Origin of the sequence: Enterobacter cloacae complex sp. 397G4, assembly GCF_050031515.1 — a bacterium.
GTDB lineage: Bacteria > Pseudomonadota > Gammaproteobacteria > Enterobacterales > Enterobacteriaceae > Enterobacter > Enterobacter hormaechei_C.
Genome location: NZ_JBLGWE010000001.1, coordinates 4,845,656 through 4,866,924 on the forward strand (window position 1 = coordinate 4,845,656; position 21,269 = coordinate 4,866,924).

At 53.0% G+C, this 21,269-nt stretch carries 15 protein-coding genes, 1 tRNA gene and 3 rRNA genes; 8 read left to right on the forward strand and 11 right to left on the reverse strand.

The annotated features are described in order from the left end of the window. The first annotated feature begins 3 nt into the window (after nt 1-3). Both glnG and ACQG1Y_RS23320 read left to right on the forward strand, forming a co-directional pair. The gene (glnG, locus tag ACQG1Y_RS23315) at nt 4-1,416 is read left to right on the forward strand and encodes a nitrogen regulation protein NR(I) (protein WP_003861919.1); all 1,413 of its coding nucleotides are present in this window, start codon (nt 4-6) and stop codon (nt 1,414-1,416) included. A 110-nt stretch (nt 1,417-1,526) separates the two neighbouring features. After that, entirely contained in the window at nt 1,527-1,637 is a 111-nt protein-coding gene (locus tag ACQG1Y_RS23320; RefSeq protein ID WP_017382667.1) for a YshB family small membrane protein, read from the forward strand. A gap of 100 nt (nt 1,638-1,737) precedes the next feature. Here the strand turns inward: ACQG1Y_RS23320 and hemN are convergent, their stop codons facing one another. Together hemN and yihI are read right to left on the reverse strand one after the other, a co-directional pair. Then, nucleotides 1,738-3,111 carry an oxygen-independent coproporphyrinogen III oxidase gene (hemN, locus tag ACQG1Y_RS23325; RefSeq protein WP_015569899.1) on the reverse strand — a complete coding sequence of 458 codons (1,374 nt, stop codon included), beginning with the start codon at nt 3,109-3,111 and terminating at the stop codon, nt 1,738-1,740. 188 nt (nt 3,112-3,299) lie between these two features. Beyond that, a complete protein-coding gene (yihI, locus tag ACQG1Y_RS23330) occupies nt 3,300-3,815 on the reverse strand; it encodes a Der GTPase-activating protein YihI (RefSeq protein ID WP_015569898.1) in 516 nt (171 codons plus the stop codon). A 579-nt stretch (nt 3,816-4,394) separates the two neighbouring features. On the opposite strand from yihI, the gene yihA reads away from it, so the two are divergent. Then, the gene (gene yihA, locus ACQG1Y_RS23335; protein WP_003861913.1) at nt 4,395-5,024 is read left to right on the forward strand and encodes a ribosome biogenesis GTP-binding protein YihA/YsxC; all 630 of its coding nucleotides are present in this window, start codon (nt 4,395-4,397) and stop codon (nt 5,022-5,024) included. Between the two features lie 312 nt (nt 5,025-5,336). Here yihA and polA read toward each other — a convergent pair whose 3' ends face one another. Then, complete coding sequence (gene polA, locus ACQG1Y_RS23340; protein WP_062938420.1) at nt 5,337-8,129, reverse strand: DNA polymerase I; 2,793 nt, start codon at nt 8,127-8,129, stop codon at nt 5,337-5,339. Nucleotides 8,130-8,568: 439 nt separating this feature from the next. On the opposite strand from polA, the gene ACQG1Y_RS23345 reads away from it, so the two are divergent. Continuing rightward, entirely contained in the window at nt 8,569-9,477 is a 909-nt protein-coding gene (locus ACQG1Y_RS23345) for an acyltransferase (protein WP_049012784.1), read from the forward strand. Between the two features lie 22 nt (nt 9,478-9,499). Here the strand turns inward: ACQG1Y_RS23345 and dsbA are convergent, their stop codons facing one another. From dsbA to ACQG1Y_RS23360, 3 genes are all read right to left on the reverse strand, one after another. Continuing rightward, the gene (dsbA, locus tag ACQG1Y_RS23350; RefSeq protein ID WP_015569896.1) at nt 9,500-10,123 is read right to left on the reverse strand and encodes a thiol:disulfide interchange protein DsbA; all 624 of its coding nucleotides are present in this window, start codon (nt 10,121-10,123) and stop codon (nt 9,500-9,502) included. Between the two features lie 27 nt (nt 10,124-10,150). After that, on the reverse strand, nt 10,151-11,137 hold the full coding sequence (locus ACQG1Y_RS23355) for a serine/threonine protein kinase (RefSeq protein ID WP_049012780.1): 987 nt from the start codon (nt 11,135-11,137) through the stop codon (nt 10,151-10,153). 75 nt (nt 11,138-11,212) lie between these two features. Further along, nucleotides 11,213-11,482, reverse strand: a complete 270-nt coding sequence (locus ACQG1Y_RS23360; RefSeq protein ID WP_003861904.1) for a YihD family protein — start codon at nt 11,480-11,482, stop codon at nt 11,213-11,215. 68 nt (nt 11,483-11,550) lie between these two features. On the opposite strand from ACQG1Y_RS23360, the gene mobA reads away from it, so the two are divergent. Together mobA and mobB are read left to right on the forward strand one after the other, a co-directional pair. Next, nucleotides 11,551-12,135 carry a molybdenum cofactor guanylyltransferase MobA gene (gene mobA / locus ACQG1Y_RS23365; RefSeq protein ID WP_254309472.1) on the forward strand — a complete coding sequence of 195 codons (585 nt, stop codon included), beginning with the start codon at nt 11,551-11,553 and terminating at the stop codon, nt 12,133-12,135. Further along, a complete protein-coding gene (gene mobB, locus ACQG1Y_RS23370) occupies nt 12,132-12,635 on the forward strand; it encodes a molybdopterin-guanine dinucleotide biosynthesis protein MobB (RefSeq protein WP_017694039.1) in 504 nt (167 codons plus the stop codon). The genes mobA and mobB overlap by 4 nt, the downstream gene beginning before the upstream one ends. A gap of 98 nt (nt 12,636-12,733) precedes the next feature. Here mobB and rrf read toward each other — a convergent pair. The 4 genes from rrf to ACQG1Y_RS23390 form a co-directional block, all read right to left on the reverse strand. Then, nucleotides 12,734-12,849 (reverse strand): 5S ribosomal RNA (gene rrf, locus ACQG1Y_RS23375). 69 nt (nt 12,850-12,918) lie between these two features. Continuing rightward, nucleotides 12,919-15,823, reverse strand: a 23S ribosomal RNA gene (locus ACQG1Y_RS23380). 192 nt (nt 15,824-16,015) lie between these two features. After that, a tRNA-Glu gene (locus ACQG1Y_RS23385) sits at nt 16,016-16,091 on the reverse strand. Between the two features lie 84 nt (nt 16,092-16,175). Then, nucleotides 16,176-17,717, reverse strand: a 16S ribosomal RNA gene (locus ACQG1Y_RS23390). Together the 16S, 23S and 5S rRNA genes with 1 tRNA gene alongside form the textbook arrangement of a ribosomal RNA operon. A gap of 455 nt (nt 17,718-18,172) precedes the next feature. Here ACQG1Y_RS23390 and ACQG1Y_RS23395 point away from each other — a divergent pair. Together ACQG1Y_RS23395 and mdtD are read left to right on the forward strand one after the other, a co-directional pair. Continuing rightward, complete coding sequence (locus tag ACQG1Y_RS23395; protein WP_003862405.1) at nt 18,173-18,880, forward strand: FadR/GntR family transcriptional regulator; 708 nt, start codon at nt 18,173-18,175, stop codon at nt 18,878-18,880. Then, nucleotides 18,877-20,310: a multidrug transporter subunit MdtD gene (gene mdtD, locus ACQG1Y_RS23400; protein ID WP_015570156.1), complete on the forward strand. Its 1,434-nt coding sequence runs from the start codon at nt 18,877-18,879 to the stop codon at nt 20,308-20,310. The genes ACQG1Y_RS23395 and mdtD overlap by 4 nt, the downstream gene beginning before the upstream one ends. Here mdtD and rbsR read toward each other — a convergent pair. Beyond that, a complete protein-coding gene (gene rbsR, locus ACQG1Y_RS23405; protein ID WP_003862402.1) occupies nt 20,276-21,268 on the reverse strand; it encodes a ribose operon transcriptional repressor RbsR in 993 nt (330 codons plus the stop codon). The two genes, mdtD and rbsR, sit on opposite strands and share 35 nt — an antisense overlap. Nucleotide 21,269: the final 1 nt, after the last annotated feature.

A 21,269-nucleotide genomic window follows, 5' to 3' on the forward strand; every position in this document is an offset into this window, starting at 1 on the left:
TTTATGCAACGAGGGATAGTCTGGGTAGTCGATGACGATAGCTCCATCCGTTGGGTGCTTGAACGCGCGCTCACAGGAGCGGGATTAAGCTGCACGACATTTGAGAGCGGCAGCGAAGTGCTCGACGCACTCACCACCAAAACGCCGGACGTTCTGCTCTCGGATATTCGCATGCCGGGCATGGACGGACTGGCGCTCTTAAAGCAGATCAAACAGCGCCACCCCATGCTTCCGGTCATCATAATGACCGCCCACTCCGACCTGGATGCCGCCGTTAGCGCCTACCAGCAGGGGGCGTTTGATTATCTGCCAAAACCGTTTGATATCGACGAAGCCGTTGCCCTGGTCGAACGCGCCATCAGCCACTATCAGGAGCAACAGCAGCCCCGACACGCGCCGGATTTCGGGCCTACGACGGACATCATCGGTGAAGCGCCGGCCATGCAGGACGTGTTTCGCATCATCGGGCGTCTGTCGCGCTCGTCTATCAGCGTCTTGATTAACGGTGAATCAGGGACCGGTAAAGAGCTGGTTGCGCACGCCCTGCATCGCCATAGCCCGCGGGCGAAAGCGCCTTTCATCGCCCTGAACATGGCGGCGATCCCCAAAGATTTGATTGAATCTGAGCTGTTCGGCCACGAAAAAGGGGCGTTTACCGGGGCAAATACCATTCGTCAGGGACGCTTTGAACAGGCTGACGGCGGAACGCTATTCCTGGATGAAATCGGCGATATGCCGCTGGATGTTCAGACCCGACTGCTGCGCGTGCTGGCAGATGGCCAGTTTTACCGCGTGGGCGGGTATGCGCCGGTGAAGGTGGACGTGCGTATTATTGCCGCGACGCACCAGAACCTGGAGCTGCGCGTGCAGGAGGGGAAATTCCGTGAGGATTTATTCCATCGTCTGAACGTGATCCGCGTCCACCTGCCGCCGCTGCGCGAGCGTCGGGAAGATATCCCGCGTCTGGCGCGCCATTTCCTGCAAGTGGCGGCCCGCGAGCTGGGCGTGGAAGCCAAGCAGCTTCATCCGGAAACGGATGCCGCCCTCACCCGTCTGGCGTGGCCGGGCAACGTGCGTCAGCTGGAAAACACCTGTCGCTGGCTGACCGTGATGGCCGCCGGACAGGAAGTGTTGATTCAGGATCTCCCCGCCGAGCTGTTTGAAGCCACCGTGCCCGAAAGCACCGCCGGACATGCGCTGCCGGACAGCTGGGCGACGCTGCTGGCGCAGTGGGCAGATCGCGCGCTGCGTTCCGGTCATCAAAATCTGCTCTCCGAAGCGCAGCCTGAGATGGAGCGCACGCTGTTGACTACCGCGCTTCGTCATACCCAGGGCCACAAACAGGAAGCGGCTCGCCTGTTGGGATGGGGTCGAAACACCCTGACGCGCAAGCTGAAAGAGCTGGGAATGGAGTGATCTTACTCCGCTGTGTAAAGGTTACTAATTGAGCGCAAAGTGCCGTTATTTTGCGCTTTACTGTTCCGATGAGTTTTGTATGATCGTGCCCGGAAACAGGGGGGAGCATCATGCTGGAATCATTAGTGACTTTGCTTTCGAGCGGAGCAGCAGAAAGCCACACGCCACAAACTGCCGTTGCGGCGGTATTGTGTGCGGCACTGGTTGGGCTGTTTAGCTAACGAGCTGTCGATGAAAAGCCGGGTGGCGCTTCGCTTACCCGGCCTACATCTCGCACTTAAGTAGGCCGGGTAAGGCAAAGCCGCCACCCGGCATTACAGCTCAAATCACCCGCGAGAACTGCTGTAAACGCGCCTTCTGACGCAGATAGGCATCGAAGCACATGCAGATATTACGAATCAACAGACGTCCTTTCGGCGTGACGACAACCGCACTCTCCGACACATCCACCAGCCCGTCTTTCGCCAGCGGCGCCAGAAGCTTCAGGTCTTCGGCAAAGTAATCGCTGAATTGCAGATCCCATTGCGACTCCACCTCGCGAAATTCGAGACGGAAGTTGCAGATAAGCGCCTTAATTACGTCCCGACGGATGCAGTCGTCGCGCGTTAGCGCAATGCCGCGCCACAGCGCGTTGCCGGTTTCGTCTATCTGCTGATAGTACAGCTTCAGCTCTTTCTGATTCTGGGCGTAGCAGTCGCCAATCATGCTGATGGCGGAGACGCCCATTCCGAGCAGATCGGTATCGCCCTGGGTGGTGTAGCCCTGGAAGTTACGGTGGAGAACACCTTCGCGCTGGGCAATCGCCAGTTCATCGTCAGGGCGGGCAAAGTGATCCATTCCGATAAACTGATAGCCGGTTTCGGTCAGCGAGGCGATGGTCTCCTGCAAAATGTCCAGCTTCTGCTGGGCGGAAGGCAGATCCGCATCTTTGATTTTGCGCTGAGCGGCGAACAGCGTCGGCAGGTGCGCATAGTTAAAGACGCTCAGACGGTCCGGGTTAAGCTCAGCCACGCGTTTAAGCGTGTAGGCGAAGCTCTCCGGCGTCTGCTTCGGCAGGCCGTAAATCAGGTCTATATTCGTTGAGGTAAAGCCGATTTCACGCGCATGGTTGAGTAAGGCAAAGATAAACGCTTCGTCCTGCTCGCGGTTTACCAGGCGCTGTACTTCTTTGTTGAAGTCCTGTACGCCCATACTCAGGCGGTTGAAACCTTCGGCGCGTAAATGATCCAGCACATCCAGCTCGATTTCACGCGGATCGACCTCGATCGAAATTTCGGCGTCGTCGTTAAAACTAAAATTGCCGCGCAGCAGCGCCATCAGGCGGCTGATCTGCGCTTTATTCAGATAGGTTGGCGTACCACCGCCCCAGTGAAGCTGGCTGACGTGACGCCCTTTAAACAGCGGTGCGCGGTGCAGAATTTCCTGTTCGAGCGCATCGAGGTATTGATCGGCTTTGTGCTGCTGGCGGGTAACGATTTTATTGCAGCCGCAGAAGTAGCAGAGCTTATGGCAGAACGGAATATGGACGTAGAGCGACAGCGGGCGTTCGGGATAGCGCGCCACAGCTTGCTGAAAATCCGCCTCGCCGAAAGCGTCAGAAAACTCCAGCGCGGTGGGGTATGAGGTATAACGCGGCCCGGAATAGTTATATTTCTGGATCAGGGCCAAATCCCAGTCGATAGATGGTACAGACATGCTCACTCCTTCCGTTGGTGTCGCGTTCGTATACGGCGGCCCCTTCTGGTCCCGTTGCGGGACATCATTCGGGTGCGCAGCCACTTCTGTCGCCGCGACAACCGCCGTAGTTTAACGAATAACCACACCAGATAACATATAACCGGAAGGGTTATAAGCAGGACGAGTGTACCTGCCGGGTGCAAATGTTAGTTTCCACCTTTCAGCAGACGCATCATATCTTCCTGCTTTTCGTCTTCCTCTTCGTCTTCTTCATCATCGTAGGACAGACCCAGCTTCTGCATCAGTTCATCAATGCGGTCCAGTTTGGCGTCCACCCAGGACTGCTCTTCAGCGGTCAGGGTTTCACCCTCTTCAAGACGTTCCAGCAGCGCATCCAGGCGCTCATCGTTCTCCAGCATATCCAGCTCAGCCTGCGGTGAAAGCATAGGTTTCTCGCTCTTTGGTTTGTGCTGCTTAGTGACCGGCGTGTCTGTCACGCCCAGTGGAATGGGAGTTTTACTGCCGATACGAGGATCTTTCTGCTGTTTGCCTTTTGCAGAAGCGCCTGCGGCACCGCCACCGTTAGCACGGCTACCCGCAGCATGGCCACGATGTTTTTTATCGCGTTTGCGATCGCGCGCTTCCTGATTCAGTTCTTCGCGCGTTTTGCGGCGTGCTTTTGCAGGGCGTTTCACGCCCGCAGCGGAGGTCGGTTTTTTCATGATGTTTTATCTTTAAGTCGTTTTCTTCAGTATAGAATTGCGGCGAAATCTAGCAGAAAGCAAGCAAAGAAAAAAGGCGACAGAGCAATCTGTCGCCTTTTTTCCTGACTCACAACCCTTAACGGGTCAGACATTCCCTGTTTGCCTGCAACAAACCCTGTTTATCCCTTGGCTACTACCGTCCGTGATACGGTTCCGTTTCCTGTTAAAAACGCCTCCAGGCGCCGGTCGTCCTGACAATCCTGAGTCTTCGCCTCCTGGCGCTCCTGACCCTTATCCTTAAGTCGTTATCCTGTTGGCATCCTCGCCCTGGCACACACTTTACCTTGTTCCCTTAAACTAACAAGCTATGAAAAGGTACAAAACCGGATTTTCAGATAATTACTCATTAATAACTCTTTGAATTTTAATATTTTGAGTTTTTTAGCGCCTGCGATTTCTCTTAAATTTCTCATACGCTTAAGGGCAGATCTCTTACATTCCGTAGGGCTTTCACTTACATGTCAATGACGAAGGGAAAAGCCTTTTGCCCGCATTCAGGTATAATCCCCGCAGATTACGATTTTTGGAGACGACCACGTGACTACCTGGAACTACCAACAGACGCATTTTGTCACCAGTGCGCCCGATATTCGCCACCTGCCCTCAGACACAGGGATTGAAGTGGCATTTGCTGGCCGCTCCAATGCGGGAAAATCCAGTGCCCTGAATACGCTCACCAATCAGAAAAACCTGGCGCGTACCTCGAAAACACCTGGCCGTACTCAGCTGATTAACCTGTTTGAAGTGGCTGAAGGCAAACGCCTGGTCGATTTACCGGGCTACGGTTACGCGCAGGTACCGGAAGAGATGAAGATCAAATGGCAGCGTGCGCTGGGTGAATACCTGGAAAAACGCATGTGTCTGAAAGGTCTGGTGGTGCTGATGGATATTCGTCATCCGCTAAAAGATCTCGACCAGCAGATGATTGACTGGGCGGTGGCAAGCGATATTGCGGTGCTGGTGCTGCTGACAAAAGCGGATAAGCTGGCAAGCGGCGCGCGCAAGGCGCAGGTGAACAAGGTTCGTGAAGCGGTGCTGGCATTCAACGGTGATGTACAGGTTGAACCGTTCTCCTCGCTGAAAAAGCAGGGCGTGGATAAACTGCGACAGAAGCTCGACAGCTGGTTTAACGATCTGGAACCGGCGACTGAAGCGGAAGCAGAGTAACAACAGGCGCGGCGATGACCGCGCTTTTTTTCGCCTGAAACTTTCTTTGCCGCAATAAAAAACGCCCCAGTCATTACTGACTGGGGCGGCTAAAATATTCAGCCAAATCCGATTACGTGAAGTAAAAGGTCTGAAAGATAGAACATCTTACCTCTGTACCCTACGTCGTTAACTCTACTCTTTTTTTATCGCTGGACAAAGCACTTTTTGTAGTTTTTTTTCATTCTTTACATAGGGAATTCTAATGATCGTCACAAAACGCGCGTACTTATGTTGCTTACTTACATAAAACGCGCGTTATTCCGATAACCCTTAGTGAGCCTGATCCCAGTTTTCGCCGCTACCCACTTCCACCAGCAATGGTACGTCCAGCTTCATGCTGTTTTCCATCAGTTCATGGATCTTCTGAGAGACCGTCTCCAGATCGTCTTTATGAACTTCAAAGACCAGTTCATCGTGTACCTGCATGATCATTTTCACGCGCGGTTTCTCTTTTTCGAGCCAGGCATCGACGGCAATCATTGCGCGTTTAATGATGTCCGCCGCAGTGCCCTGCATAGGGGCGTTGATCGCAGCACGTTCAGCACCAGCCCGGCGCGCGGCGTTGCTGGATTTGATGTCCGGAAGGTAGAGACGACGGCCATCCAGCGTTTCAACGTAGCCTTTCTCTTTCGCCTGTGCGCGGGTACGTTCCATATATTCCAGCACGCCCGGATACCGCTCGAAGTAGAGATCCATATACTTCTGCGACTCTTTACGCGGTATATTGAGCTGGCGTGAAAGACCAAAGGCACTCATGCCGTAAATCAGACCGAAGTTGATCGCTTTTGCACTACGACGCTGCTCGTTTGTCACGCTCTCCAGCGGCAGCCCAAACACTTCGGCAGCGGTTGCCCGGTGGATGTCCTTCCCTTCGGCAAAGGCCGTCAGCAGGCCTTTGTCGCGTGACAGGTGCGCCATAATACGCAGTTCGATTTGCGAGTAGTCCGCGGAGACAATCAGATAATCCTCTGGCGCAATGAAAGCCTGGCGAATACGGCGGCCCTCTTCATTACGCACCGGAATGTTCTGAAGGTTAGGATCGGTTGACGAAAGTCGCCCGGTCGCCGCCACAGCCTGGTGATAGGAGGTGTGCACGCGGCCCGTTTTCGGGTTGATCATCAACGGCAGTTTGTCGGTATAGGTCGATTTCAGCTTAGCCAGACCACGGTATTGCAGAATAACTTTTGGCAGCGGATAGTCCAGCGCCAGCTCTTCCAGCACCTCTTCAGACGTTGAAGGGGCGCCACCCGGGGTTTTCTTCAGCGGCTTGATACCCTGTTTTTCAAACAGGATGGTTTGCAGCTGTTTCGGTGAAGACAGGTTAAATGCCTCGCCAGCAAGCTCATGCGCTTTCTGTTCAAGCTCGGTCAGGCGCTGCGCCAGCTCACCAGAGTGGTTATGCAGCACCGTTGGGTCGATTTTAACGCCATTGCGCTCAATGCGGGACAGCACAGGCACCAGCGGCATCTCAATGTTCTGGAACACATTCAGCGGCCCTTCGTGCTTCTGCAATTTCGGCCACATTTTGAGATGCAGCTGTAGCGTGACGTCAGCGTCTTCCGCGGCGTAGCGGCCTGCTTCTTCCAGCGCGATCTGGTTAAAGGTCAGCTGATTTTTGCCCTTACCGGCAATTTCTTCAAAGGTGATGGTTTTGTGTTTCAGCCAGCGATCGGATAAGGAATCCATATCATGGCGGCCCGCCACGCTGTCCAGAATGTAAGATTCCAGCATGGTGTCAAAAGCGATACCACGCAGCTCAATGCCGTAGTTTTGCAGAATACCGCGGTCGTACTTCAGGTTTTGCCCAACCTTCAGCACTTTCTCGTCTTCCAGAATCGGCTTCAGCAGTTCTAAGGCGCGCTCGCGGGAGATTTGCTCCGGCGCATCCAGATAGTCGTGAGCCACCGGAACATAGGCTGCAATACCCGGCTCCGTTGCGAATGACAGGCCCACCATATTAGCCGTAATGTTATCAAGGCTGTCCGTTTCGGTATCGAAAGCAAATACTGGCGCTTTTTTCAGCTTTTCAATCCAGGCGATGAGCCGTGGCTCTTCAAGGATGGTTTCATAGTTGTCGAAGGAGAGCGCTACCGCCTCTTCTTCTGCCTGCTCTTCGGCATTGACAACGATGGTCTCTTTCGGCTTCGCCGCAGGTTTAGCCCCTTTCGCCTGAAGCCATTTCCCGGCTTCAACATCCGCGGTCCAGCGTTTAAATTCGTATTTTCTGAACAGGCCAAGCAGTTCGTCGGCGGCGGGTTCCTGCACTTCCAGCTGCTCGCAGGTAAGCTCCAGCTCTACGTCAGTTTTGATGGTGGCCAACTGATAGGAGAGATAAGCCACCTCTTTGTTATCGGCGAGCTTTCCGGCCATGGTTTTTGCGCCACGGAAGGTAAGACCGGCAATTTTGTCGGGTTCTGCATACAGCGTATCCAGCCCGCCCAGCCCTTGCAGCAGCGCCTGAGCTGTTTTTTCGCCTACGCCCGGTACGCCCGGAATGTTATCCGAGGAATCGCCCATCAGGGCGAGGAAATCAATAATGAGCTCTGGCGGCACGCCATATTTGGCGACCACTTCTTCCGGGCCAAGAATGGTGTTTGTCATGGTGTTGATCAGCGTGATCCCGCGCGTTACCAGCTGCGCCATGTCTTTATCACCGGTACTGATCAGAACCGGGCGGCCTGCTTTTTCCGCTTCGCGCGCCAGGGTACCAATTACGTCATCAGCTTCAACGCCTGAGACCGCCAGCAGTGGCAGCCCCATCGCTTTCACCATAGCGTGCAACGGTTCAATTTGCGCACGCAGATCGTCAGGCATAGGGGGACGGTGAGATTTGTAATGCTCAAATAATTCATCGCGGAAGGTTTTACCCTTCGCATCAAACACCACGGCCGCATGGGTTGGGTGGTATTGCAGAATCAGGCTGCGAAGCATATTCAGCACGCCGTACATTGCGCCGGTAGGTTCCCCTGCGCTGTTGGTCAGAGGAGGAAACGCATGATACGCCCGATACAGGTAAGAAGAGCCATCGACGAGTATAAGTGGGTTTTCTGGGATCTGAACCATAATGTCCGTGCCTTTTATGAATTTATGGGTAAAGGATGCCACAGAAGGATGAAAACATCAGGTTTTAGCGCTTTATACAGAAAAAGATTTTGCGATCGGGAAGATCGCTCGCAAAACAAAACTGTGGATAAGTTTGTGCATATTTTTAATACAGGTGAATAACAGCTTTATAAAAGTGATACTGAAAACTTACTTATCTAATAAAATCAAAGTGTTGCTATAAGATCACTTAAGATCGCGCTTCACTGATGTTTATTTAGTCTATGTGGATATAAGACTTAAGCACTCTGTCTATATGCAAAAATTCGCTGCCTGGCAGTAAAAGCCGCAGCCTCCTGGTGTGAAACCGCCCTGGTCTGAGCGAATTTCTGATAAGATCGGCGCCCAGCACCGGATAGCCGGCTGCTCAATTACAGCTAACTATCTGAATAAATTCATTATGTCGAGAATACTCGCAGCGATAACATTATGGTTAAGCGTCATTTTAACTATTCTGGTTACCATCGCCTGTTCTGTGCCAATCATCGTTGCCGGAATAATTAAACTTCTGCTGCCTGTCCCTCCGGTATGGCGCGCGGTGTCTGCTTTTTGTAATTTTATGATGTACTGCTGGTGTGAAGGGCTGGCGATCCTGCTGCATCTGAACCCCTGGCTGAAGTGGGATGTTCAGGGGCTGGAGAAGCTGAACAAAAAGAACTGGTATCTGCTGATCTGCAATCACCACAGCTGGGCCGACATCGTTGTATTGTGCGTACTGTTTCGCAAACACATTCCGATGAACAAATACTTTCTGAAACAGCAGCTGGCCTGGGTGCCTTTCATTGGACTGGCCTGCTGGGCGCTGGATATGCCGTTTATGAAACGCTATTCACGCAGCTATTTAATTCGTCATCCGGAACGCCGCGGTAAGGACGTGGAAACCACGCGCCGTTCTTGCGAGAAGTTTCGCGCGCATCCCACCACCATTGTTAACTTCGTCGAAGGATCACGCTTTACCGAAGAGAAGCGCCAGCAGACTCGTTCTCCTTATCGGAACCTGTTGCCGCCAAAGGCTGCGGGCATCGCAATGGCGCTCAACGTGCTGGGTGAGCAGTTCGATAAATTGTTGAACGTAACGCTCTGCTATCCGGAAAATGACAGGACGCCGTTCTACGATATGCTCAGCGGCAGGCTGACGCGTATCGTTGTCCGCGTTGATCTGATGCCCGTCAACACTGAACTGCACGGGGATTATGTCAACGATAAAAACTTCAAACGTCGTTTCCAGCTTTGGCTTAATACACTCTGGAAAGAGAAAGACGAGCAGATAGCTAAGATTAAATCTTCATACAAAAACGCCGGTCAGTGACCGGCGTTTTTCTTTATGTTTGTTACTTTTTCTCAACCAGGTATTTCACGGTATCAGCGTACTGTTGTACGAAGATATCCATGCTGGTCGTGTCCATACCACGCATATTCACCTGGTATTTGCCGTTAACATACATCGCCGGCACGCCCTGCAACTGGAAGTCAGCGGCAGCTTTTTCCTGCTGTGCCACGAGAGATTTCACCACGAAACTGTTCCAGGCAGCGTCGTAGTCTTCACCTTTAACACCGGCATCCACGAACACTTTACGGATATCTGCCGTAGTTTGTACGGTCTGGGTTTTCTGTACGGCTTCAAACAGAGGCGCGGTGATCTTATCTTCCACACCCAGCGCAATCGCGACCGCCCATGCCTGAGTCAGATCTTTACCGAGTGGGCCAAGGAACTCAACGTGGTATTTCGTCATTTTGGTGCCTTCCGGCAGCTTTTTCTTCACGTTGTCAGAAACATGAAGTACCTGCTCAAACTCGTAGCAGTGCGGGCAGTAGAAGGAGAAGAACTCCAACACCTGAGGCTCGCCAGCAACAGGCTTGTCCAGCGTAATGTACTGCTTGCCGTCGGTAAACTGCGCAGCAGTTGCGCTAAATGCCAGAATCATACCAGCCAGCGCCAGCCAAATTTTTTTCATGATTAACTCTCTCCTGGGTGTGTCCAATTAATACATCGGCGTTAATTGCAAAGGGGGTTCCTGTAGAACCTTAACCTGCTCGGTAAATGTGGATATCTGGTTGCGCCAGTAATCCTCCCCGGTAAGCCAGGGGAAATTTCGGGGAAAAGCCGGGTCTTCCCAACGCCTGATTAACCACGCGAGATAATAAACAAATCGCATCGCACGTAAAGGTTCTATCAAGGCAATTTCGTCTGAATTAAAGGGGCTAAATTCTTCATAAGCTTCAATTATGGTCTCAAGCTGCATGCGCTGCTCGGCTTTATCACCGTTGAGCAGCATCCACAGATCCTGCACCGCGGGTCCCATACGTGCGTCATCAAGATCGACAAATAGTGGGCCATCGCGCCAGAGAATATTCCCGGCGTGGCAGTCACCGTGCAGGCGCAGAGTAGTAATATCATCCCGCCAGCAGGCTTTTACAGCATCAATAAGCTTATCGGTCGCCGTGAGGAAATTATCCTTTAGCGCATTCGGGATCAGCGCCGATGTTTCGAATACCTGTCGCGGCTCAATAAGATATTCCTGAACACCAATCGTCGGACGGGCAACAAACGGTTTTTTACGTCCCGTCTGATGAATGCGCCCCAGATAGCGGGCAACCCATTCCATCTGATCAATATTATCCGCCTCAAACTGTCTTCCGCCCAGGCTCGGAAATATCGCGTAGTAAAAGCCCTGATGGGTCAGCAGCGTTTGGTTATTGAATTTAATGGGTGCCGCAACGGGAACATCGTCATCCAGCAGATCGTGGGCAAACTGATGCTCTTCCTGAATTTGTTCTGCGGACCAGCGCTGTGGACGGTAAAACTTTACGACAAAGCGCTGGCGCTCTTCGTCCTGAAATTGGTAGACACGGTTTTCGTAGCTGTTTAAAGGGGTTAACCCGGAATCCACCCGAATACCCTGTTCGAACAGCGCATCCATAATGGTATCCGGGTGTAGTGTCTGGAAAGTAAAAGCCTGGTCGTTCATCCGATCATCCGGAAATTATACGAATGATTCAGGATATCATCTTGTGGCGATTTCGGTGGCTCCGCTTACAAGCTTTTACTCTTTAATTACGCCTCGGGCACGCAGTAATGCGGTTTTAAAATCCTCTTCATAATCTTTCTGAATGCCAGGAATAACAGCATCTTTAGCCGAGTCACGCATTTTCAGGTGGTAGATCAGGATGTCGTCAGAAAGGTCTGCCAGTTCGCCATCAAAACCTGACTCTTTCGCCAGTTTCTGTAAAAATTGCATCAGATTCAGCTCTGGCTCTTTTTGCCAGGCCGGCTGGAGAAGCTCAATGACTTCATTAAGACGTTTACATTTCATGGTAGTGCTCCTTTCATTTAGAGAGACACGTTAGCAGGGTCAATCCCACAATAAAAGAGGCGATATTCGTGAATCAATGCCAGGAAATCATCGGAGTTGTTCTGGCCGGGGGCAGGGCAACGCGAATGGGCGGAAAGGATAAGGGGCTTCAGCTCCTGAACAACACACCATTATGGCAGCATGTTGCTGATACGCTTGCAGATCAGGTGTCCTCGATGGCGATCAGCGCTAACCGACATGTTGATATTTATCAGCGCAGCGGGTATCCGGTTTATCAGGATAACCTGTTGGACTATCCCGGTCCGCTGGCGGGAATGCTTTCCGTTATGCAGCAGTCGCATGGAGAGTGGTTTCTCTTTTGTTCATGTGATACGCCCTTCATCCCGTCCTGCCTGGTTGAACGTCTGGTGCAGCGGCGCGGTGGTGCTCCCGTCGTCTGGGTACACGACGGTGAACGCGACCATCCAACGATCGCATTGATTAATCGCTCGTTAATATCCGCGCTGGAAGATTACCTGGCCGCAGGAGAGCGGCGCGTCATGGTATTTATGCGTCAGTCCGGAGGGCATTCCGTTGATTTCAGCGACATGAAATCGGCGTTTGTGAATGTAAACACGACGGAAGATTTGCAGATAATGCAGGAGAAGAAATGATACCCGTATTAGCGATCTCTGCCTGGAGTGGCACCGGGAAGACTACGCTGCTAAAAAAACTAATACCTGCACTTTGCGCCAAAGGCATTCGTCCCGGATTGATTAAGCATACGCACCATAATATGGATGTCGATAAGCCCGGGAAAGATAGCTATGAGCTGCGTAAGGCTGGCGCTGCACAAACGATGGTGGCGAGTAACCAGCGCTGGGCGTTAATGACAGAAACACCAGATGAAGCACCGCTGGATCTCGCTTATCTTGTCAGCCGGATGGATCACTCCACGCTGGATCTGGTGCTGGTTGAGGGGTTTAAGCATGAGGCCGTGCCTAAGATCTTGCTGTTCAGAAACGGCGCCGGGCATGATGTTAGCGAACTAATGCTGGATGAGCATGTGATTGCCGTGGCCAGTGACGTTGCGTTGTCGCTGGAAGTACCGGTTCTGGATTTGAATAATGTGGAGGGGATTGCAGCGTTTATTTTGGCGTGGTGTGCAGTCTGAGATCTGCCGGGTGGCGGCTTCGCCTTGCCCGGCCTGCCGTTTTTCGACGTACAACGCAAAAAGGCCATCCTTCCGGATGGCCTCTTCACTTGTTTGATGCCTGGCAGTTCCCTACTCTCACATGGGGAGACCCCACACTACCATCGGCGCTACGGCGTTTCACTTCTGAGTTCGGCATGGGGTCAGGTGGGACCACCGCGCTAAAGCCGCCAGGCAAATTCTGTTAATCTGTATCAGGCTGAAAATCGTGTCTGTCTCTTCGCCAAAACACCTTCGGCGTTGTAAGGTTAAGCCTCACGGTTCATTAGTATCGGTTAGCTCAACGCATCGCTGCGCTTACACACCCGACCTATCAACGTCGTCGTCTTCAACGTTCCTTCAGGAGACTTAAAGTCTCAGGGAGAACTCATCTCGGGGCAAGTTTCGTGCTTAGATGCTTTCAGCACTTATCTCTTCCGCATTTAGCTACCGGGCAGTGCCATTGGCATGACAACCCGAACACCAGTGATGCGTCCACTCCGGTCCTCTCGTACTAGGAGCAGCCCCCCTCAATTCTCCAGCGCCCACGGCAGATAGGGACCGAACTGTCTCACGACGTTCTAAACCCAGCTCGCGTACCACTTTAAATGGCGAACAGCCATACCCTTGGGACCTACTTCAGCCCCAGGATGTGATGAGCCGACATCGAGGTGCCAAACACCGCCGTCGATATGAACTCTTGGGCGGTATCAGCCTGTTATCCCCGGAGTACCTTTTATCCGTTGAGCGATGGCCCTTCCATTCAGAACCACCGGATCACTATGACCTGCTTTCGCACCTGCTCGCGCCGTCACGCTCGCAGTCAAGCTGGCTTATGCCATTGCACTAACCTCCTGATGTCCGACCAGGATTAGCCAACCTTCGTGCTCCTCCGTTACTCTTTGGGAGGAGACCGCCCCAGTCAAACTACCCACCAGACACTGTCCGCAACCCGGATTACGGGTCTACGTTAGAACACCAGCCATTAAAGGGTGGTATTTCAAGGTTGGCTCCACGCAGACTGGCGTCCACGCTTCAAAGCCTCCCACCTATCCTACACATCAAGGACCAGTGTTCAGTGTCAAGCTATAGTAAAGGTTCACGGGGTCTTTCCGTCTTGCCGCGGGTACACTGCATCTTCACAGCGAGTTCAATTTCACTGAGTCTCGGGTGGAGACAGCCTGGCCATCATTACGCCATTCGTGCAGGTCGGAACTTACCCGACAAGGAATTTCGCTACCTTAGGACCGTTATAGTTACGGCCGCCGTTTACCGGGGCTTCGATCAAGAGCTTCGCGTTGCCGCTAACCCCATCAATTAACCTTCCGGCACCGGGCAGGCGTCACACCGTATACGTCCACTTTCGTGTTTGCACAGTGCTGTGTTTTTAATAAACAGTTGCAGCCAGCTGGTATCTTCGACTGATTTCAGCTCCACCCGCAGGGGCTTCACCTACATATCAGCGTGCCTTCTCCCGAAGTTACGGCACCATTTTGCCTAGTTCCTTCACCCGAGTTCTCTCAAGCGCCTTGGTATTCTCTACCTGACCACCTGTGTCGGTTTGGGGTACGATTTCGTGTTACCTGATGCTTAGAGGCTTTTCCTGGAAGCAGGGCATTTATCACTTCAGCACCGTAGTGCCTCGTCATCACACCTCAGCGTTAATAAGGTACCGGATTTACCTGGAACCTCCGCCTACATGCTTAAACCGGGACAACCGTCGCCCGGCTGACATAGCCTTCTCCGTCCCCCCTTCGCAGTAACACCAAGTACAGGAATATTAACCTGTTTCCCATCGACTACGCCTTTCGGCCTCGCCTTAGGGGTCGACTCACCCTGCCCCGATTAACGTTGGACAGGAACCCTTGGTCTTCCGGCGAGCGGGCTTTTCACCCGCTTTATCGTTACTTATGTCAGCATTCGCACTTCTGATACCTCCAGCATGCCTCACAGCACACCTTCAACGGCTTACAGAACGCTCCCCTACCCAACAACACATAGTGTCGCTGCCGCAGCTTCGGTGCATGGTTTAGCCCCGTTACATCTTCCGCGCAGGCCGACTCGACCAGTGAGCTATTACGCTTTCTTTAAATGATGGCTGCTTCTAAGCCAACATCCTGGCTGTCTGTGCCTTCCCACATCGTTTCCCACTTAACCATGACTTTGGGACCTTAGCTGGCGGTCTGGGTTGTTTCCCTCTTCACGACGGACGTTAGCACCCGCCGTGTGTCTCCCGTGATAACATTCTTCGGTATTCGTAGTTTGCATCGGGTTGGTAAGCCGGGATGGCCCCCTAGCCGAAACAGTGCTCTACCCCCGAAGATGAGTTCACGAGGCGCTACCTAAATAGCTTTCGGGGAGAACCAGCTATCTCCCGGTTTGATTGGCCTTTCACCCCCAGCCACAGGTCATCCGCTAATTTTTCAACATTAGTCGGTTCGGTCCTCCAGTTAGTGTTACCCAACCTTCAACCTGCCCATGGCTAGATCACCGGGTTTCGGGTCTATACCCTGCAACTTAACGCCCAGTTAAGACTCGGTTTCCCTTCGGCTCCCCTATACGGTTAACCTTGCTACAGAATATAAGTCGCTGACCCATTATACAAAAGGTACGCAGTCACCCCATAAAGAGGCTCCCACTGCTTGTACGTACACGGTTTCAGGTTCTTTTTCACTCCCCTCGCCGGGGTTCTTTTCGCCTTTCCCTCACGGTACTGGTTCACTATCGGTCAGTCAGGAGTATTTAGCCTTGGAGGATGGTCCCCCCATATTCAGACAGGATACCACGTGTCCCGCCCTACTCTTCGAGTTCACAGCAAGTGTGCTTTCGTGTACGGGACTATCACCCTGTACCGTCGGACTTTCCAGACCGTTCCACTAACACACAAGCTGATTCAGACTCCGGGCTGCTCCCCGTTCGCTCGCCGCTACTGGGGGAATCTCGGTTGATTTCTTTTCCTCGGGGTACTTAGATGTTTCAGTTCCCCCGGTTCGCCTCGTTAACCTATGTATTCAGTTAACGATAGTGCAACGGATTGCACTGGGTTTCCCCATTCGGACATCGCCGGGTCAAGGGTTCATATCACCTCGCCGGCGCTTTTCGCAGATTAGCACGTCCTTCATCGCCTCTGACTGCCAGGGCATCCACCGTGTACGCTTAGTCGCTTAACCTCACAACCCGAAGATGTTTCTTTCGATTCACCATCGACTTGCGAAAATTTGAGAGACTCGAACACACATGAGCTGTGTGTCGTTTCAATTTTCAGCTTGATCCAGATTTTTAAAGAGCAAATATCTCAAACATGACTCGCAAGTCAGTTTTGAGATATGACGGCAGGTGACTTTCACTCACGAACCAGCAAGTGGCGTCCCCTAGGGGATTCGAACCCCTGTTACCGCCGTGAAAGGGCGGTGTCCTGGGCCTCTAGACGAAGGGGACGTACAGTCTCAATCGCAAGACGCCTTGCTATTTACTTTTCATCAGACAATCTGTGTGAGCACTACAAAGGCAGGTTCTTTAAGGTAAGGAGGTGATCCAACCGCAGGTTCCCCTACGGTTACCTTGTTACGACTTCACCCCAGTCATGAATCACAAAGTGGTAAGCGCCCTCCCGAAGGTTAAGCTACCTACTTCTTTTGCAACCCACTCCCATGGTGTGACGGGCGGTGTGTACAAGGCCCGGGAACGTATTCACCGTGGCATTCTGATCCACGATTACTAGCGATTCCGACTTCATGGAGTCGAGTTGCAGACTCCAATCCGGACTACGACGCACTTTATGAGGTCCGCTTGCTCTCGCGAGGTCGCTTCTCTTTGTATGCGCCATTGTAGCACGTGTGTAGCCCTACTCGTAAGGGCCATGATGACTTGACGTCATCCCCACCTTCCTCCAGTTTATCACTGGCAGTCTCCTTTGAGTTCCCGGCCTAACCGCTGGCAACAAAGGATAAGGGTTGCGCTCGTTGCGGGACTTAACCCAACATTTCACAACACGAGCTGACGACAGCCATGCAGCACCTGTCTCAGAGTTCCCGAAGGCACCAATCCATCTCTGGAAAGTTCTCTGGATGTCAAGAGTAGGTAAGGTTCTTCGCGTTGCATCGAATTAAACCACATGCTCCACCGCTTGTGCGGGCCCCCGTCAATTCATTTGAGTTTTAACCTTGCGGCCGTACTCCCCAGGCGGTCGACTTAACGCGTTAGCTCCGGAAGCCACGCCTCAAGGGCACAACCTCCAAGTCGACATCGTTTACGGCGTGGACTACCAGGGTATCTAATCCTGTTTGCTCCCCACGCTTTCGCACCTGAGCGTCAGTCTTTGTCCAGGGGGCCGCCTTCGCCACCGGTATTCCTCCAGATCTCTACGCATTTCACCGCTACACCTGGAATTCTACCCCCCTCTACAAGACTCTAGCCTGCCAGTTTCGAATGCAGTTCCCAGGTTGAGCCCGGGGATTTCACATCCGACTTGACAGACCGCCTGCGTGCGCTTTACGCCCAGTAATTCCGATTAACGCTTGCACCCTCCGTATTACCGCGGCTGCTGGCACGGAGTTAGCCGGTGCTTCTTCTGCGGGTAACGTCAATTGCTGAGGTTATTAACCTCAACACCTTCCTCCCCGCTGAAAGTACTTTACAACCCGAAGGCCTTCTTCATACACGCGGCATGGCTGCATCAGGCTTGCGCCCATTGTGCAATATTCCCCACTGCTGCCTCCCGTAGGAGTCTGGACCGTGTCTCAGTTCCAGTGTGGCTGGTCATCCTCTCAGACCAGCTAGGGATCGTCGCCTAGGTGAGCCGTTACCCCACCTACTAGCTAATCCCATCTGGGCACATCCGATGGCAAGAGGCCCGAAGGTCCCCCTCTTTGGTCTTGCGACGTTATGCGGTATTAGCTACCGTTTCCAGTAGTTATCCCCCTCCATCAGGCAGTTTCCCAGACATTACTCACCCGTCCGCCACTCGTCAGCGAAGCAGCAAGCTGCTTCCTGTTACCGTTCGACTTGCATGTGTTAGGCCTGCCGCCAGCGTTCAATCTGAGCCATGATCAAACTCTTCAATTTAAAAGTTTGATGCTCAATGAATTAAACTTCGTAATGAATTACGTGTTCACTCGTTGAGACTTGGTATTCATTTAGTGTCCGAGGACATTAAGAATCCATGTCACTTTGAGTGCCCACACAGATTGTCTGATAAATTGTTAAAGAGCAGTGCCGCTTCGTTTTCGCTGCGGCGCGGGGTGTGCATATTACGCTTTCCCGCTTCAGAGTCAAGCGTTTGTTTTGCTTTTCTCTGCTGACCCGGCGGCTTGCGTGCCGTTGTTCCGTGTCAGTGGAGGCGCATTATAGGGAGTTCTTCTGAAGTGACAAGAGGAAATTTAAAAAAAGTTTCTGACCGTGTTTTTTTTCACCAAAAGCGATGAGTTCAAGCTACAAATTGTTCTATTTGATGTATCTGCAACCACAATCACACCTGAGATGGCATAATTAACCGCATCAATATTTAAGGAATAAAAGCGATGCCATTAAGCGCACAACAGCTGGCAGCTCAAAAAAACCTGTCCTATGTGCTGGCAGAGAAACTGGCGCAGCTGATCTTAGCGGGTAAATATGCTCCAGGTAGCATCCTGCCCAGCGAGATGGAGCTGGGAGATCAGTTTGGCGTTAGCCGTACCGCCGTTCGCGAAGCGGTAAAAACATTAACGGCGAAAGGGATGGTGCTTCCACGCCCGCGCATTGGCACCCGCGTTATGCCTCAGGGAAACTGGAACTTTCTCGATCAGGAGTTACTCACCTGGTGGATGACCGAAGATAACTTTAATCAGGTCGTCGATCACTTTCTGGTCATGCGCAGCAGTCTTGAGCCTCAGGCCTGCCTGCTTGCCGCCACGCTCGGCACAGCCGAGCAAAAAGCGCAGCTCAATACTTTGATGGAAGAGATGGTGGATCTGAAAAAGCACTTTAACCGCGAGCGCTGGATAGCGGTCGATATGGCCTGGCATGAACATATCTATAATATGAGCGGAAATCCTTTCCTGACCTCCTTTGCTTCTTTATTCCATTCTGTGTACCACACTTACTTTACCTCTATCACGCAGGATGAGGTGGTGAAGCTGGATCTGCATCAGGCGATAGTCGATGCCATTCAGGAGAGCGACGGGCAGCGAGCCCTGAGTGCGTGCCAGGCGTTGCTGGCCGCGCCAACCCACCAGCAGGTAAATAAATGACAGAGAAAAAAGCACGCAGTATGGCCGGACTGCCGTGGATTGCAGCCATGGCGTTCTTTATGCAGGCACTGGATGCCACTATCCTCAATACCGCCCTTCCCGCCATAGCCCAAAGCCTTAACCGCTCCCCGCTGGCGATGCAATCCGCCATCATCAGCTACACCCTGACAGTGGCGATGCTTATTCCGGTCAGCGGCTGGCTGGCCGATCGTTTCGGCACACGCAAAGTGTTCATGCTGGCGGTGACGCTGTTCACGCTCGGTTCTCTGGCTTGCGCCCTCTCCACCTCTCTGACGGAACTGGTTATCTTCCGCGTTCTACAGGGGATAGGCGGCGCGATGATGATGCCCGTCGCGCGTCTGGCGTTATTACGCGCCTATCCGCGCAGCGAACTGCTCCCGGTGCTCAACTTTGTGACTATGCCGGGGCTGGTCGGCCCGATACTTGGCCCGGTTCTCGGCGGCGTACTGGTGACCTGGGCTAGCTGGCACTGGATCTTCCTGATTAATATTCCGATTGGTGTGGCAGGGCTGATTTATGCCCGCAAATATATGCCGAACTTCACCACGCCAAGACGCAGCTTCGATATGGGTGGTTTCTTCCTGTTTGGCCTGAGCCTGGTCCTGTTCTCCAGCGGGATGGAGCTGTTTGGCGAGAAAATCGTAGCGACGTGGCTGGCGCTGGCCGTCATCCTCAGCGGTATTCTGCTGTTCCTTCTATATATACGTCATGCGCGTCGCCATCCGACACCGCTTATCTCTTTATCACTGTTTAACACCCGAACGTTCTCCGTCGGGATCGCGGGCAATATTGCCTCGCGTCTGGGCACGGGCTGCGTACCGTTCCTGATGCCGCTGATGCTCCAGGTCGGTTTCGGCTATCCGGCCCTGATTGCTGGCTGCATGATGGCGCCCACGGCGATGGGCTCGATTCTGGCAAAATCGACGGTCACGCAGGTGCTGCGCTGGTTTGGCTATCGTAAGACGCTGGTTGGCGTGACGATCTTTATCGGATTGATGATTGCGCAGTTCTCCCTGCAATCTGCGGCGTTACCAATCTGGATGCTGATCCTGCCGCTGTTTGTGCTGGGTATGGCCATGTCGACGCAGTTTACGTCGATGAACACTATCACCCTTGCGGACCTCACCGACGAGAATGCCAGCAGCGGCAACAGCGTACTGGCGGTCACTCAACAGCTGTCGATCAGCCTCGGGGTTGCCGTGAGCGCGGCGGTACTGCGGTTTTATGAAGGGTTCGAGGGAACTAATACCGTTGAGCAGTTCCACTATACCTTTATCACTATGGGTGCGCTTACCGTGGTATCGGCGGTGGTCTTTATGTTGTTAAAACCAAAAGACGGCCGGAACCTGATTAAAGAGCGTCACAAAGAGAAGGCTAAACCGAACCGCGTTCCATCAGAACAGGAGTAAGCTGCAAACGTTGCTGTTGCAGCGTGGGCTGGGCCATGCGGTGGATCAACACATCGATGGCCAGCTCGCCCAGTTCATCCTTCGGCTGATGGATGGTGGTCAGTGGGGGCGTCATGTAGCGCGCCAGTTCGATATCATCGTAACCGACGATCGCCATGTCGTCCGGAACACGTAATCCCGCCTGATACAGCGCCTGATAAGCTCCGAATGCCATCGCATCGTTACCGATAAACACCGCCTGCGGACGCGGCTCTTGCGCCAGCAGTTTCTGCATTGCTTCAAATCCACCGTTAAATTCGAAATCGCCGGTGATGCGATAGCCATCAGGAATGGCAAGCCCCGCCCGTTCCATGGCCGAAAGATAGCCTTCCAGACGCAGGCGCGCCGGGGTTTTATCCAGCGGGCCGGTAATACAGGCAATGCGGGTATGACCTTTATCGATCAGATGCTGAGTCGCCATATCGCCGCCCAGCAGCGAGTTATCCTGGATTAGATCGCTGGTGCCGTCGAACGGCGCCCAGTCCATCATCACCGTGGGAATAGAAGGGTAACGCTGGATGATCTCTTTCGAAGGTTGATGCGTTTCGGTACAGAGCAGCAGCAGCCCGTCGACGCGTTTTTGCATCAGCGTTTCCAAGTTACGGTTCATGCGCTGCTCATCGCCTTCGGTATTGCACAGCACCAGGCTGTAGCCGCGCTCGAAGCAGCTGCGCTCCACGCCGCGCACCAGTTCAGAATAAAAAGGGTTGGTACTGGCCGTGATCAGCATACCGATGGTGCGCGTCTGGTTGAGCTTCAGGCTGCGGGCCAGCGCAGACGGCGCATAGTTGAGTTCTTTAATTGCAGCGTCAACTTTCTCCCGAATCGCCTCGCTGACGAAGCGATCGTTATTGATAACGTGGGAAACAGTCGAGGTAGAAACGCCCGCCATACGGGCGACATCTTTCATTGTGGCCAAG